The organism is Psychrobacillus sp. OK032 (assembly GCF_900111345.1).
In the GTDB taxonomy this organism is placed as follows: Bacteria; Bacillota; Bacilli; order Bacillales_A; family Planococcaceae; genus Psychrobacillus.
On the sequence record NZ_FOGY01000009.1, the window covers coordinates 193,672 to 209,232 of the forward strand.

Below are 15,561 nucleotides of genomic sequence, written 5' to 3' on the forward strand. Positions count from 1 at the left end.
AGTGTAAGATAGTTTTTGTGAAAAAAGATACATAAGCGGGTGGATAAAATGCACTACCATGGAAGGCTATCGGCAATTGGAGTGGTTCTATTATTTAATCTACTTCGTTATTTATATTATCATCAATATTTAGCATTGCCTTTTAAATGGAATTTTTTCATTTTGACGTTCATCTTCTTAGTTATCGCTTGGTGGTCTGGAAAGCAATTTGATAACGTAAAATACATGTCTGAAAGAGATCCATTAACCGGTACATATAATCGTCGCACTGTAGAGCAAACTTTCCAAAAACTTGCGAGAGTATGTGATCAAAAGAATCAATCACTAGGAATTATTATGTTGGATCTTAATAACTTTAAAGAAGTGAACGATGAATATGGACACCAAAAGGGTGATGAATTGCTGATACACACTGCATCAACATTAAATCATTATGTTACGAAAGACGATTTAGTTGCGAGATGGGGTGGGGACGAATTTATAATTTTAGCACCCAACATAAAAGAAGACTTTGCGGACGATTATGTACAGAAACTTCAAAGAGTTATTAAGGAGAAAAGTTCTGAGACCTTTACGAATGTTGGGGCTTCCATAGGGTATGCAATTTATCCCGGGCAAGGTGACAATTTTCAAAAGTTAATCCAAGAAGCTGATACAAAAATGTATAAAGAAAAAAAGGAAAAGTGACTATGTGGCTTTTCCTTTTTTATATTGCAATCGAACTAAACTTAACCGATGTATCCAGAAAATCTCGCAGAATTTATGGTTGCTCAGCTTAAATATCCAAGAATCCTGCATAAATCGGCTGAATTGTGGTCGACAAATACATAAATAATAACAACGAAATTCTTTTTTGAAATAGTATTGCAAATTTTTAGATAATACTGTAAGGTTATCAGTAATCAAAAAATAACAAAATTTAATAGTTTTTCTTATCTAGAGAGGTATAGGGACTGGCCCGATGACACCTCAGCAACCGCCTGTTATGGCACGGTGCTAATTCCAGCAAGTCGGTAAAACGACTTGATAGATGAGGAAATGACTTCTTCATATGAAGAGTCTGCTCCTTAATTTACTATCAGGAGCAGACTCTTTTTTTATACAATTACAATATATAGTATGTTATCGATAAATTGGTACCATTTTGGTTTAAAAGGGAATTCGGTGAAATACCGAGGCTGTCCCCGCAACTGTAAGTGTGGACGACTGTTGAAATAGCCACTGCGAGAAATCGTGGGAAGGCCAACAGAAGGATGAAACACGAGCCAGTATACCTGCCTTTTTGTCGTATGAAGCAACACTTTCTTCGGGGGTTGAGAGGTGGGGGCGAAGGACTCTCTTAATCGTATCGGATGATTAGTCCTGTTGTTTCCTACTTTTAACTTTGAGCGATGGCTCAGCCGAAGATGGCTGGGACATCGCTTTTTTCTTGCCTTATGAAAGTAGTTGGAAGGGGGGTGATTTAAAAAGAAAGAATCACAGATTTACATATTGAAAAACATTAACTTAAAAAGGGGAACATATGCATGGTAAACGTACAAAGTTCAAATATTGGATATCCGAGAATTGGTGGAAAGAGAGAATGGAAAAGAGCGTTAGAAAGTTTTTGGAACGGTAGTATTTCAGAAGAGGAACTGATAACAACAACGGATGCAATACGTCTTGCGAGTTTGCGTAAACAGAAGGAATTGGGAATCGATCTAATTCCAGTAGGTGACTTTTCACTATATGACCATGTGCTTGATACATCTGTTATGTTCGGTGTTGTTCCAAAGCGTTTTGAATATACAGGCGGAAAAGTTTCTTTAGAAACCTATTTTGCAATTGCCCGTGGAAATAAAGAGGCAGTTGCATCGGAAATGACGAAATGGTTCAATACGAATTATCATTATATCGTTCCCGAATTAGAAGGTGTAACCCCACAATTAGTAGAGAACCGGCCACTAACTTTTTATAAGGAGGCAAAAGAGAAGGTGGGTATCGATGGGAAACCTGTTATCTTAGGGCCAGTTACTTATATTAAACTGGCAAGGACGGAGAATTTTACTTCTTTATTACAACAGTTCACACCATTGTATATTCAACTATTGAAAGAACTTTCTGAAGCGGGGGCACAGTGGGTTCAAATCGATGAGCCAATTTTGACTAGTAAACTGTCTAGCGAAGAATTTGAGCAAGTGAAACAAGTTTATGCTGCAATTCATGAGGCAGTTCCAGAACTCAACATTATATTGCAAACGTATTTTGAAAAAGTTGCTAATTATGAAGCGGTTGCCGCGTTGCCGGTGAAAGGACTGGGGTTGGACTTTGTTCATGGAGATTCGCTTGAATTACTACAGAAGCATGGATTCCCTCAAGACAAAGCTCTTTTTGCAGGTGTCATTGACGGTCGCAATGTTTGGCGTGCCAATTTGGATGAAAAAGTAGCCCTTCTTAATGAAATTCAATCATATGTTCAAAAAGATCGACTTATTGTTCAACCTTCAGCTTCTCTTCTACACGTACCAGTCAGTACGAAACCGGAAGAACGATTGGATTCAATTATAAAAGGTGGGCTAGCATTCGCTGATGAAAAGCTTACTGAAATTGTTCTACTAAGTAAAGGTGTGCATGAAGGACCTGGAGAGATTGAGACGGAACTAGAAGAAAGTAGAAATGACCTTTCCATTTTAAATAACTCCAAGTATAGACGAAACGCAAAAGTGAAGGGAAGTATTGAGAGACTAACAGAACATGATGTGAATCGCACATTGCCTTTTGCGGAACGTATTAAAAAGCAGCAGCAACGCTTTAATTTGCCTCTGCTACCTACAACGACAATCGGAAGTTTGCCTCAAACACCGGAAGTGAGACAAACTAGATCGAAATGGCGTAAAGGGGAAATAACGGATCAAGCGTATGAGCAATTTGTTAACGAGCAGATTGTAAAATGGATCAAAATTCAAGAAGATATAGGAATTGATGTTTTAGTCCACGGTGAATTTGAAAGAACAGACATGGTGGAATACTTCGGTGAAAAATTTGATGGTTTTGCGGTTTCACAGTTTGGTTGGGTTCAGTCATATGGTTCGCGTTGTGTCAAACCTCCACTCATTATAGGAGATGTTGCGTTCAGTGAACCGATTACGGTGAAGGAAAGTGTTTATGCGCAATCGTTAACGACGAAACCAGTAAAAGGCATGTTGACAGGGCCTGTGACAATTTTAAACTGGTCATTTGTACGTGATGATATCCCTCGTTTTGATGTGTTGAACCAAATTGCATATGCACTTCGTCATGAAATAGAGGAGCTTGAAAAGAATGGTATAGGTATGATTCAAGTAGATGAACCTGCATTAAGAGAAGGATTACCGCTAAACTCTGAAAAAAGGGACGACTACTTAAATGCAGCTGTTTATGCTTTTAAACTTGCAACTGCATCAGTAAAAGATGTAACGCAAATCCATACGCATATGTGTTATTCGGAATTCAGCGGTATTATCGATTCCATTAGTGCACTAGATGCAGACGTAATTTCAATTGAAACGTCAAGAAGTCACGGGGAGATTATTTCAGCATTTGAAAACAACACGTATGATAAAGAAATTGGTTTAGGCGTCTACGACATCCATAGCCCGCGTGTTCCAAGTAAAGAAGAGATGAAACAAAATATTAATCGTGCACTTAAAACAATCAAGCCAACACAATTTTGGATTAATCCAGATTGTGGTTTGAAAACAAGAAAAGAAGAAGAAACAATCGAAGGTCTGAAAGTGATGTTGGAGGCGGCGAAAGAGGTAAGAGAAAGTCAGTTGACTGCAACTCGAAAATAGTAGTTACAGTTTATAAAATGTATAAGGGATTTCAAAATAAACGCAATGTCATTTGAACTTTGAATGGGGTTGCGTTTTTTTTGCATAATACAATTCTTCGAGGAGACACTAAACTAAAAGAAAGGATGAGTAATAAGATGAAAGATAGCAAATTTGCAGAACTTAATGGTGAACAATTACAGGAGCTTAATGAGTTGGAAGATAAACTTGGGGTTACGCTTGTCGCTTATGATGCTAACGCAACTTATAATAGTCCTTCTAGTGAAACGACAAACTCATAAGACAAGAAGCAGGTCTCGTAGTTCTTTGAGACTTGCTTTTTTTATTCATTTCTTCTTGTTTTTATAAACATGATGGCTAAGAAGGTGGAATATATATGAATGTGATTATTAAACTTGCTATTGGTTTCGTTGACACTATTATCATCAACTTAATTAGGGTGAATATTCCAATTATAAAAGGAGTGGAGAAATATGATGATGGAGAAAGATATCACGTTGGAATATGCAAAGAAATTAGATGAGCAAGATGTTTTAAAAAAATTTCGAGAAGAGTTTTATTTGCAGCCAAATGTTATTTATATGGATGGAAATTCTTTAGGGTTGCTGTCAAAAAGAGCGGAGCAGTCATTATTAATATTACTAGATTCATGGAAGAAATACGGGATCGATGGGTGGATACAAGGGGAGCATCCTTGGTTTTATTTCTCCGATACGTTAAGTGGAATGTGTGCATCACTTGTAGGGGCTGAGAGAGAAGAAGTAATGATTACAGGCTCAACGACTTCGAATTTACATCAGTTAATCGCGACTTTTTATCATCCAGGAGGGTCATGCACTAAAATTTTAGCAGATGAGTTGAACTTTCCTTCTGATTTATATGCAATCAGTAGTCAGCTATCTTTGCATGGATACAATCCCGAGGAGCATATGGTATTAGTGAAAAGTCATGATGGGGATATGTTAAATGAAGCGGATATTATAGAAGCAATGACAGACGGTGTTGCGCTTATCGTATTGCCAAGTGTGTTATATAGAAGTGGACAAATTTTAAATATAAAAGAGTTGACGAAAGCTGCGCATGAACGAAATATTTTAATTGGCTTCGACTTATGTCATTCGATCGGATCCGTGCCGCATGAGCTAAGTGACTGGGATGTGGACTTTGCATTTTGGTGTAATTACAAACATTTGAACGGTGGACCCGGAGCTGTTGGTGGCTTATACGTGAATCGCAAACATTTCGGACATAAACCTGGGCTTGCTGGCTGGTTTGGTTCTGATAAAGAAAAGCAGTTTGATTTATCTACTGAAATGATACCAGCTTCGAATGCAAGTGCTTACCAAATCGGGACGCCGAATATATTAAGTGCAGCTCCATTGTATGGTTCACTGGAAATGTTCGCAGAGGCAGGGATAGAGGCCATTCGTGATAAATCATTGAAATTAACGGATTATATGACATTACTAATAGAAGAAGAGTTGAGTGACTTTCAATTTATGATTGCAAGTCCAAAGGAACACGACCGCCGCGGTGGTCATATTTATTTAGTGCATAAAGAAGCAGCTCGCATTTGTAAAGCATTAAAGGAATATAAAGTCATTCCAGATTTCCGTTCTCCAAATGGCATTCGTTTAGCACCTGTTGCATTATATAACTCTTTTGAAGATGTATGGAAAACCGTGCAAATTATTAAAAAGATAATGAAAGAAGAATCCTATAAAAAATTTGAAAATAAACGAGAAGTTATTGCGTAATAAAGGAGGGGCTCCATGAGTGAAAAAGGAATTCATACTGATTTTCAAGATGATATGACATACAGTGACTATTTGCAGCTAGATAGCATATTATCTAGCCAAAAGCGGTTATCGGGTCATCATGATGAAATGCTGTTTATCATTATTCACCAAGTGAGCGAGCTTTGGATGAAGTTAATATTGCATGAATTAACTAGTGCTATTCAAGCTATTCAAGAGGATAAAATGCAAGCTGCTTTCAAGATGCTCGCTCGTGTCACGAAAATCCAATCACAAATCATTCAATCTTGGGATGTACTTTCGACATTAACACCTGCTGAGTATTTAGAGTTTCGCGATAAATTAGGAAAAGCATCCGGATTTCAATCTTTCCAGTATAGGCAAATAGAGTTTGCTCTAGGTTATAAAACAAAGCATATTCTAAAAATCTACGAACAAGATTCTGTGTTGTACGAGCAGCTAGAAAAAGCGTACAGTGCGCCAAGTATTTATGATGTGTCGATCCTGGCATTAGCTAAAGCAGGATTTACACTAAACCCACTTGTTGTGAAGCGTGATTATTCCGTGACGTATAGTGGAGATGAGTCAGTTGCTGATGCATGGAAAGTAGTATATCGAAATGTAGATAAGTACTGGAATTTATATCAATTAGCAGAAAAACTTGTGGATGTCGAAGATTGGCTACAGCAGTGGCGGTTCCGCCATATGAAAACAGTGGAGCGCATTATTGGATTTAAAACTGGAACAGGTGGTTCATCCGGTGTGAATTATTTACGTAAAGTGCTAGATTACCGATTTTTCCCAGAACTGTGGGATTTGAGAACGAGCTTATAATGGGGGGGACCAATGAATAAACAGTGGATTGATATCTCACAACCTTTTTCGAATAAAATCGGGACTTGGCCAGGTGATACACCGTTCCAATTTGACCTAGCCTTTACAAAAGAACGGACTGGCTCCGTTAATATCGGTCGATTCACAACAAGTGTGCATACCGGAACGCATGCTGATGCCCCCTTTCACTTTGATAATGACGCGCCTACAATTGAACAGCTCGACGTTAATATTTACATTGGGCGTGCAAGAGTAGTAGATGTCACAGGAATAGAGTCAATTGGAAGAAAAGGGCTGAAAGCATTTGAACTAGATGGAGTGGAACGATTACTTTTGAAAACTGCTAAAACGGTTGATTCGGAACAATTTCCAACAGTAATTCCTGTTTTAAATGAAGATATTGGTCCATTCTTACATGAGAAAGGAATTTTTTTAATAGGAGTCGACCATCCTTCTGTGGATGCTTTAGATAGTAAAGACTTGCCAGCACATCATGCGCTTTATCGGCATGGTATCTTCATTTTAGAGAATTTATTGTTGCAAGATGTGTCGCCAGGTGATTATGAATTGATCGCATTGCCATTGAAGATTCAAGGAGCAGATGGCAGTCCAGTGCGAGCGGTTATACGTGCATTATGAGAAAAGTCTTCTATCAGTGATACGAGCTGATAGAAGATTTTTTTGTGCTTTAGGAAATAATAAAATCTATGGCATATGGATAACTTTCTACAAGTGATTCTCCGTCTAGACTCCAGCGCCTTGCGCTTTTGTTCATACAAATTTGACGAAATGGAAAACTACTGTGGATTTTTAATTGAATAAGGAGAGAATAGTGAGGTAAATCATACCGGATATTTTAGATAACGTTTATACTTGAGGTAGTGAGTGACACCGGATTTAAGACAAGGAGTGAGCATTATGAAAAAAGTAGTTGTGATAGGCGGAGGAATTACAGGACTTTCGACGATGCATTATTTGCAAAAACTTAAAATAGAACAAGCATTAGATATAGAGTTAGTTTTAGTGGAATCGAACGATTATTTAGGTGGGAAAATTCATTCTGTTCATAATGGCGAGTTTATAATGGAAACTGGAGCAGATTCGATTGTTGCACGTAATGCAGGAGTTTTGCCACTAGTAGAAGAGTTAAATTTACAAGACGAGCTTGTCTATAATGCAACGGGTATTTCCTATATTTATACGAATAACGAGTTGCACGCCATTCCTGCGGATACAGTATTTGGTATACCGACGAGTGAAGAGTCATTAGAAAGTAGCACGCTAGTTTCCGACGAAGGTAAAGAAGAAGCGTTGAAGGATTTTGATTTACCTAATGAAATCTTTACAAAAGAAAGCTCTATTGGATCGTTCTTAGAGCATTTCCTAGGGAAAGAGTTAGTCGAAAAACAAATCGCCCCCGTGTTATCTGGGGTATATTCAGGAGATTTGGATAAACTTACACTGGCATCCACATTACCATATTTAGTAGATTATAAAGACGAATACGGCAGCATTATAAAAGGGTTAGGTGCAAACAGAGAGCAATTCCTAGCAGCGGCAAATAAAAAGTTTATCTCCTTTAAAAGTGGACTTTCTGCTTTGATAGATCGAATGGAAGAGGAGCTACAGGAAGCTACTATTTATAAGGGAGTACACACGACAACAGTTGCGAAAAATGATGACAAATATGAAATATCATTTTCCAACCACGAGCCGATCGAAGCGGATTACGTTATATTAACTACCCCACATAATGTTGCACAAAGTATATTGCAAAACGAAGAATTGGACGCTGATTTTAATAAACTGAAAAATTCATCCCTCATTAGTATTTATCTTGGTTTTGACATTCCAGATAATCAGCTCCCTGCTGAAGGTACTGGCTTTATCGTCTCCGAAAAGAGCGATGTGAAATGCAATGCGTGTACATGGACAAGTCGTAAATGGGAGCATACTTCGGAAAACAGCAAGTTGCTAGTTCGCATGTTTTATAAAAGCACGAACCCTGCATTCGAAGAAATGAAAGATATGAGTGAAGAAGAATTAGTTCAAGTTGCGTTGCAAGATATTGAAAATAGCTTGAAACTAAATGGTGAGCCTCACGTTGTGGAAGTAACGAAATGGAATGATTTAATGCCAAATTATCACTTAGAGCATGGCCAAGCGGTTCAATCATTAACGAAGAAAATGTCGGTTGAGATGCCTAATGTGGTACTGGCTGGTTGTTCTTATTTTGGCGTTGGTATCGGGGCTTGTATTAAAAATGGAAAAGATACAGCGGCGTTGATTGCTGCAAAAATTAAATTATAGATGCAAATGTAGGACCAAAATTCAATTTTGGTCCTTTTTTTATTGGCGAAATGAAATTGTTGGTCTTTTGGTGGAATTTACAATTTTAGGGGATGTGATACGATGCGGATGGAGGTGGTTTGTTGATAGTGAAAACTCGTTCACAGGAGTATGGTTTGATTGGATTGCAATTGCTAGACAGACGTCTACCTACGACACATGAGATGAAAGAATTAATCCACTCGAAAATGCATATGGCAAGGGCAGGTATTCGTGGGGAAGTGAAAGTAGACGAGATATTTCAAAAGTACTCTTTTCCTTTTGAGTATGTTGTGCTGCATGATGTTTGCTTAGAATCATATGGAAAGTTTCAGATAGATACGCTTTTTTTGACGGAGCATTTTATAGTAATATTAGAAAGTAAGAATATTGGAGGAAAGCTACGCTTTAAGCAAAATCCTGCACAGCTAGAACGAGAGAATGATGAGGGAAAGATAGATGTATTTGAGAATCCAGAGGTACAGGTCGAACGTAATACATATTTACTCGATGAGTGGCTGCGTCTAAAAGGAGTGAAGATTCCTATTTATGGTGTAATTGTACTGACGAATTCAAAAGTAATGGTAGTTGAGTCACCTGAAAATTATCCTACTATTCTTCATAGCACGATTCCAGTATTTATTAGGAATATCTCTCGAGAAAAAATGTATCTACAATTGGATGAAATACACAGATTAGCAAAGGAAATCGTGGCGAGCCATCAAACGTATTTTCCTTATCCAATGTGTGGACGGTGGGGGATTAATCCTCAAGATTTATTGACTGGAGTGCTATGTGAAAAGTGTGACACGCTTGGAATGGTTAAGCGGAAAAATGGCTGGAACTGTTCAGGGTGTGGTTATGTAGATCGCCTTGCACATGAGAAGACGATTCGAGAGTGGTTTGTTTTGATTGGAGAGAGTATTAACAATCGGCAGTGTCGTTATTTCTTGCAGTTGGATTCTTTTCAGACTGCTTCACGAATTTTAAATTCTATGGGACTCTTTAGAGAAGGAACATCTAAAAGTAACACAATTTATAAATGGAATTGGGATGAGAAAAGTTGAATCGGATAATCAATCAACAGAATCGGATAATAGATCCTGATAATCGGATAATAAATCAGCGGAATCGGATAATAAACCCTGATAATCGGATAATCCACACTAATAATCGGAAAACGCTACGAAATCGATCAATCTTCGCACATAATCAATCAACTTCATAATATAAAGAAAATTCGAAACTTCACTTGACGCTTTAGTTTAATAAAGGTACGATTACTCTAATGATTAAAAACTGAATATTAAATTCTTATCAAGAGAAGCTGAGGGACTGGCCCTGCGAAGCTTCAGCAACCCGCCGAATAGGTCAGGTGCTAAATCCAGCAGACGTGTAATAGTCTGAAAGATGAGAAGGTACGAATTTTGTAAACTCGTAAAGCCTTCTTTTTTAAAGAAGGCTTTTTAAAATTTTATTTCGGTGGGCATAACGAAGAGAAGCGGAAGACGCCAAGGCAAATTTGATTACATAGGGAGGATGGGTGCAAATGGGATTATTAGATAAGTTGCAGACGAATATGTTAACGGCAGATGGGGCGATGGGGACGCTACTTTATTCGTTTGGGATTGACTATTGCAATGAAGAATTAAACATCGAAAGACCAGAAATTATAGAAAAGATCCATCAGGACTATATAGCAGCTGGTGCAGATATTATTCAAACTAATACATATGGAGCGAACTCAATTAAATTGGCGAGATATGGACTTGAGGATCGTGTGAAAGAAATAAATGAAGCTGCAATTCAAATAGCAAAACGAGCCGCTGCACCGGGCGGACAGTTTGTACTCGGGACAATCGGAGGAATTCGAGGGATTCGAAAGAGTGATGCAACGTTAGAGGAAATTATTCAAATGGTCGACAGCCAAGCGAATCATTTGCTTACTGGAAATCCGGATGGACTATTACTTGAAACGTATTATGATTTCGATGAATTATCCGCAACGGTTACCCACTTACGAAAACTGACAAATACGCCAATCATAGCGCAAGTATCGATGCATGAACCGGGTATTTTACAAAATGGGCTATCATTAAATGATGCATTGCATCAGCTGGATGCATTAGGAGCAGACGTCGTTGGAGTCAATTGCCGTCTAGGTCCGTTCCATACAATACAGGCATTAGAAGAGGTTACACTTCCGAAAAATGCGTTTCTTTCTGCTTTCCCGAATGCTAGTTTACTAGATATAGAAGAGGGCCGCATAGTGTACGAATCAGAGGCAGATTATTTCGGTCAGGCAGCGCTACTTCTTCGTGAAGAAGGTGTTCGATTAATCGGTGGATGTTGTGGAACGACTCCAAAGCATATCGAAGCTGCCAAAAAAAGAATTGGTCAATTAGCCCCATTAACAACGAAAGTCGTAGCTCCTAAAAAGCCGATTATCATCCGCGATGCAGAGCCGAATATCAATGAACCACTCCATGAAAAGGCGCAAAGGGAACGGACGATTATTGTGGAACTAGACACTCCACGTCATCTAGACACGACGACATTTATGGAAGGTGCCACAAAGCTTTACGATGCGGGCGTAGATGCCGTGACAATGGCGGATAATTCTCTTGCTTCCCCGCGTATTAGCAATATGGCGATGGGATCAATGTTAAAGTTACAAAACAATATTCGACCACTTGCACATATTACTTGCCGTGATCGCAATCTTATTGGGCTTCAATCGCATTTAATGGGGCTTGACGCGCTCGGTATTCATGACATATTAGCGGTAACAGGCGACCCAACAAAAATTGGAGATTTCCCAGGTGCAACAAGCGTTTATGACGTTTCAAGTTTGGAATTAATTCAACTAATTAAGCAATTAAATGAAGGAATTTCATTCTCAGGGAAATCGCTTCGAAAGAAAGCAAACTTCTCTGTAGCGGCGGCTTTTAATCCGAATGTTCGCGTATTAGACCGCGCAGTAAAACGATTAGAGAAAAAAATCGAGTGTGGAGCGGATTATTTCATCACGCAGCCCGTTTATACAAAAGAAAAAATTCAAGAAATTTATGAAGCGACGAAACATTTAACAACTCCGATTTTCATCGGTATTATGCCGCTAACAAATATTCGAAACTCAGAGTTCTTACACAATGAAGTACCAGGTATCAAATTATCTGACGATGTGCTCGCAAGAATGCGTGCATGTGGGGAAGATCGAGAACGTGCAACTGCAGAAGGTATTCAAATTTCCAAAGAATTAATAGACACAGCAGCAGAATTGTTCCAAGGCATTTATATTATTACCCCGTTTTTCAGATATGATATGTCATTGGAATTGATTGCACATATTAAAGAAATTGATAGTAAGAAAGCGAGAGAGAACAGCTATGTCCAAACATCTAATTGAGCAACAACTTCAAAATAGAATCCTCATCATCGATGGTGCGATGGGTACGATGATACAAAATGCGAATCTTTCCGCGGAAGATTTCGGAGGAGAACAATATGACGGATGTAACGAGTATTTAAATACAGTCAATCCAGGTGTTATTGAACAAATTCATCGGGAATACTTAGAGGCTGGCGCAGATATTATTTGCACGAATACATTTGGTGGAACACCGGTTGTATTAAACGAGTATGATCTCGGTGACCAAGCATATGATATTAACTTTCGTGCTGCTCAATTTGCAAAGAAATGTACGGAAGAATTCTCGACTCCAGAATGGCCACGTTTTGTAGCAGGGGCGATTGGACCGACGACAAAAACGTTATCAGTTACTGGAGGAATAACTTTTGATGAATTGACTCACGATTTTTATGTGCAAGCAAAAGCATTAGTGGAAGGCGGCTCTGACTTGATTTTACTTGAAACAAGTCAAGATATGCTAAACGTTAAAGCAGCAACAATAGGAATTAAACAAGCATTTACTGAAACGGGAAAAGAACTTCCTATTATGATTTCTGGCACGATTGAACCGATGGGAACTACCCTTGCTGGGCAAAGCATTGAAGCATTCTATATTTCAATTGAACATGTAAAACCACTTTCTGTTGGCCTGAATTGTGCGACTGGGCCAGAATTTATGACGGATCATATCCGCTCACTTTCTGAGTTGTCGGATGGATATGTAAGCTGTTATCCAAATGCTGGGTTACCGGATGAGGAAGGGCATTATCATGAATCGCCGGACTCCTTGTCTAAAAAGTTAAAAGGTTTTGCAGAAAAAGGGTGGTTAAATTTAGTCGGTGGGTGTTGCGGAACGACTCCTGCACATATTCGAGCAGTCCGAGAAGCGGTTGAAGGTATTGCACCAAGAAAACCAGCTGAAGATAGTCATGGCCATGTAGTTTCAGGAATCGAGCCACTCCTTTATGATGATTCGATGCGCCCGCTGTTAATAGGGGAGCGAACGAATGTAATCGGATCACGAAAGTTTAAACGACTCATAATAGATGAGAAATTTGAAGAAGCTTCAGAAATTGCACGTGCCCAAGTTAAAAGTGGCGCGCATGTAATTGATATTTGTCTAGCAAATCCAGATCGTGATGAGCTAGCTGATATGACTAACTTTATGAAAGAAGTTGTGAAAAAAGTAAAGGTGCCGCTTGTTATCGATTCGACGGATGAAAAGGTTATTGAAGAGGCATTAAAATATTCCCAAGGGAAAACGATCATTAACTCGATCAACTTAGAAGATGGGGAAGAACGTTTCGATGCTGTCATGCCGATTGTCAAAAAATACGGTGCATCTGTCGTAGTTGGAACAATCGACGAAATTGGGATGGCTGTTACACGTGAACGTAAATTAGAAATTGCAGAGCGTTCGTATGATTTACTTGTGAACAAATGGGGACTTGCACCGGAAGATATCATTTTTGATCCCCTCGTCTTTCCAGTAGGAACAGGAGATCAACAATATATTGGTTCCGCTGTCGAAACAATTGAAGGAATTCGGTTAATAAAAGAAAAAATGCCAAGGTCACTAACCACACTAGGAGTAAGTAATGTATCATTTGGTCTTCCACCGGTTGGTCGAGAAGTACTTAATGCCGTGTATTTATACCATTGCACGCAAGCGGGTCTGGATTATGCAATCGTAAACACAGAGAAGCTAGAGCGCTATGCTTCTATTCCAGAGCAGGAAATTACGATGGCAAATGAATTATTATTTACGACAACGGACAAAACACTTGCGGATTTCACAGATTTTTACCGGGATAAAAAGAAGGAAAAAACGGAAGCGGATATTCCAAAAACAGTACCCGAACGTCTAGCCTATTACATTATCGAAGGAACGAAAGAAGGACTTATTCCCGATTTGGAACAGGCACTTAACATGTACGATTCACCACTCGAAATAATAAATGGTCCCCTTATGAAAGGAATGTCAGAGGTAGGACGTCTCTTCAATGACAATCAATTAATCGTTGCGGAAGTTCTTCAAAGTGCCGGTGTGATGAAAGCATCGGTCTCTTATTTGGAACAATTTATGGAGAAAAATGAGGACGATTCTGGTAAAGGGAAAATCGTTCTTGCAACTGTAAAAGGGGACGTACATGACATCGGAAAAAACCTTGTCGATATTATCCTAAGCAATAATGGCTACAAAGTGTTGGATATAGGAATTAAAGTGACTCCAGCAGAATTAATAGAAGTGATTCGAAAAGAGAAACCGGATATTGTAGGACTTTCTGGATTACTGGTTAAATCAGCTCAGCAAATGGTCATCACGGCACAGGATTTTAAAGATGCGGGCATTGATATTCCAATGCTTGTAGGTGGAGCAGCTCTTTCTAGACGATTCACAGAAACAAAAATTTCTGCAGAATATGAAGGACCAGTACTTTATGCAAAAGATGCGATGCAAGGGTTGGAGCTTGCAAATCGTTTACAAAATAAAGAGGATAGGGCAACTTTATTAGATGAACTAACGGATCAACAAGAAAAACGAAAAATAGCCGAAGCAAACAGAGCTTCGAAACAAGCAGTTGCAGTTTTAACGAAGCCTGTGAAAACAGTGAGGGAAGATGTACAAGTATACAAACCGAAAGACTTACGTCGACATGTATTAAAAGAATACTCCGTGGCGCATCTATATCCGTACGTCAATATGCGAACGCTTATTGGTCATCATTTAGGCTTAAAAGGATATAGCGATAAACTACTTGAACAGAAGGATAAGCGCGCAGTGGAATTACATGAATTAGTAACAGAGTTTTTAGGAGCAGGTATACTAAAACCGTCTGGAATGTATCAGTTTTTCCCAGCGCAATCAGATGGAGATGATGTCATCATCTATGATCCAAATGATGTTAAAACAGAAATAGAGCGTTATACATTTCCACGTCAATCCGTGGAGCCTTACCTTTGTCTTGCTGACTATTTAAAATCGGTCGAAAGTGGCGAAATGGATTATGTCGCATTTATGCTCGTTACTGCAGGTCATGGCGTACGTGCTGCAGCAAACAAATTAAAAGAGCAAGGAAAGTTTCTAGAAAGTCATGCGTTACAAGCAACTGCACTTGAACTAGCGGAAGGATTTGCAGAACGAATTCACCAAGAAATTCGAGATCAGTGGGGCTTCCCAGACGCAACCGACTTTACAATGCGCGAGCGATTTGCTGCTAAGTACCAAGGGCAACGTTTCTCATTTGGCTATCCAGCCTGTCCTAACCTGGAAGACCAATCTAAATTATTTGGTCTATTAAAACCAGAAGATATTGGTGTAGAGTTAACCGAAGAATTCATGATGGAACCAGAAGCATCTGTATCTGCGATTGTATTTGCACATCCTGATGCGAGATACTTTGTAGTGGATTAAAAC

General features: G+C 38.9%; 10 protein-coding genes, 1 pseudogene and 3 riboswitches. All 11 genes and pseudogenes read left to right on the forward strand.

The genetic code is table 11. The features are described 5' to 3' along the window. Positions 1-48 precede the first annotated feature (48 nt). The 11 genes and pseudogenes from BMZ04_RS17385 (at position 49) to metH (ending at position 15,558) form a co-directional block, all read left to right on the forward strand. Complete coding sequence (locus tag BMZ04_RS17385) at positions 49-687, forward strand: GGDEF domain-containing protein (RefSeq protein ID WP_093274476.1); 639 nt, start codon at positions 49-51, stop codon at positions 685-687. 48 nt (positions 688-735) lie between these two features. Beyond that, positions 736-831 (forward strand): annotated as a pseudogene (locus BMZ04_RS22945) (short chain dehydrogenase); the annotation flags it as partial. 98 nt (positions 832-929) lie between these two features. Then, a riboswitch (SAM riboswitch) is annotated at positions 930-1,037 on the forward strand. Between the two features lie 80 nt (positions 1,038-1,117). Continuing rightward, a riboswitch (cobalamin riboswitch) is annotated at positions 1,118-1,297 on the forward strand. A gap of 229 nt (positions 1,298-1,526) precedes the next feature. Continuing rightward, a complete protein-coding gene (metE, locus tag BMZ04_RS17390; RefSeq protein WP_093274480.1) occupies positions 1,527-3,812 on the forward strand; it encodes a 5-methyltetrahydropteroyltriglutamate--homocysteine S-methyltransferase in 2,286 nt (761 codons plus the stop codon). 137 nt (positions 3,813-3,949) lie between these two features. Then, positions 3,950-4,093 carry a hypothetical protein gene (locus tag BMZ04_RS22490; protein ID WP_177184490.1) on the forward strand — a complete coding sequence of 48 codons (144 nt, stop codon included), beginning with the start codon at positions 3,950-3,952 and terminating at the stop codon, positions 4,091-4,093. A 198-nt stretch (positions 4,094-4,291) separates the two neighbouring features. Further along, a complete protein-coding gene (gene kynU / locus BMZ04_RS17395; protein ID WP_093274646.1) occupies positions 4,292-5,569 on the forward strand; it encodes a kynureninase in 1,278 nt (425 codons plus the stop codon). Positions 5,570-5,584: 15 nt separating this feature from the next. Further along, positions 5,585-6,403: a tryptophan 2,3-dioxygenase gene (gene kynA / locus BMZ04_RS17400; RefSeq protein ID WP_093274483.1), complete on the forward strand. Its 819-nt coding sequence runs from the start codon at positions 5,585-5,587 to the stop codon at positions 6,401-6,403. 12 nt (positions 6,404-6,415) lie between these two features. Continuing rightward, positions 6,416-7,042: an arylformamidase gene (gene kynB / locus BMZ04_RS17405; RefSeq protein WP_093274486.1), complete on the forward strand. Its 627-nt coding sequence runs from the start codon at positions 6,416-6,418 to the stop codon at positions 7,040-7,042. Positions 7,043-7,321: 279 nt separating this feature from the next. After that, positions 7,322-8,713: a protoporphyrinogen oxidase gene (locus BMZ04_RS17410; protein ID WP_093274488.1), complete on the forward strand. Its 1,392-nt coding sequence runs from the start codon at positions 7,322-7,324 to the stop codon at positions 8,711-8,713. Between the two features lie 128 nt (positions 8,714-8,841). Beyond that, positions 8,842-9,798 carry a nuclease-related domain-containing protein gene (locus tag BMZ04_RS17415; RefSeq protein ID WP_143128318.1) on the forward strand — a complete coding sequence of 319 codons (957 nt, stop codon included), beginning with the start codon at positions 8,842-8,844 and terminating at the stop codon, positions 9,796-9,798. Between the two features lie 244 nt (positions 9,799-10,042). Then, positions 10,043-10,148: riboswitch (SAM riboswitch) on the forward strand. Between the two features lie 132 nt (positions 10,149-10,280). Next, entirely contained in the window at positions 10,281-12,140 is a 1,860-nt protein-coding gene (locus BMZ04_RS17420; RefSeq protein WP_093274495.1) for a bifunctional homocysteine S-methyltransferase/methylenetetrahydrofolate reductase, read from the forward strand. Next, a complete protein-coding gene (metH, locus tag BMZ04_RS17425; RefSeq protein ID WP_093274499.1) occupies positions 12,121-15,558 on the forward strand; it encodes a methionine synthase in 3,438 nt (1,145 codons plus the stop codon). The genes BMZ04_RS17420 and metH overlap by 20 nt, the downstream gene beginning before the upstream one ends. Positions 15,559-15,561 lie beyond the last annotated feature (3 nt).

Bases quoted from the DNA above. Each gene is read 5' to 3' on its own strand.
- metE (WP_093274480.1), top strand. From the start codon at position 1,527: ATGGTAAACGTACAAAGTTCAAATATTGGATATCCGAGAATTGGTGGA.
- BMZ04_RS17385 (WP_093274476.1), top strand. From the start codon at position 49: ATGCACTACCATGGAAGGCTATCGGCAATTGGAGTGGTTCTATTATTT.
- BMZ04_RS17410 (WP_093274488.1), top strand. From the start codon at position 7,322: ATGAAAAAAGTAGTTGTGATAGGCGGAGGAATTACAGGACTTTCGACG.
- metH (WP_093274499.1), top strand. From the start codon at position 12,121: ATGTCCAAACATCTAATTGAGCAACAACTTCAAAATAGAATCCTCATC.
- BMZ04_RS22490 (WP_177184490.1), top strand. From the start codon at position 3,950: ATGAAAGATAGCAAATTTGCAGAACTTAATGGTGAACAATTACAGGAG.
- kynB (WP_093274486.1), top strand. From the start codon at position 6,416: ATGAATAAACAGTGGATTGATATCTCACAACCTTTTTCGAATAAAATC.
- kynA (WP_093274483.1), top strand. From the start codon at position 5,585: ATGAGTGAAAAAGGAATTCATACTGATTTTCAAGATGATATGACATAC.
- kynU (WP_093274646.1), top strand. From the start codon at position 4,292: ATGGAGAAAGATATCACGTTGGAATATGCAAAGAAATTAGATGAGCAA.
- BMZ04_RS17420 (WP_093274495.1), top strand. From the start codon at position 10,281: ATGGGATTATTAGATAAGTTGCAGACGAATATGTTAACGGCAGATGGG.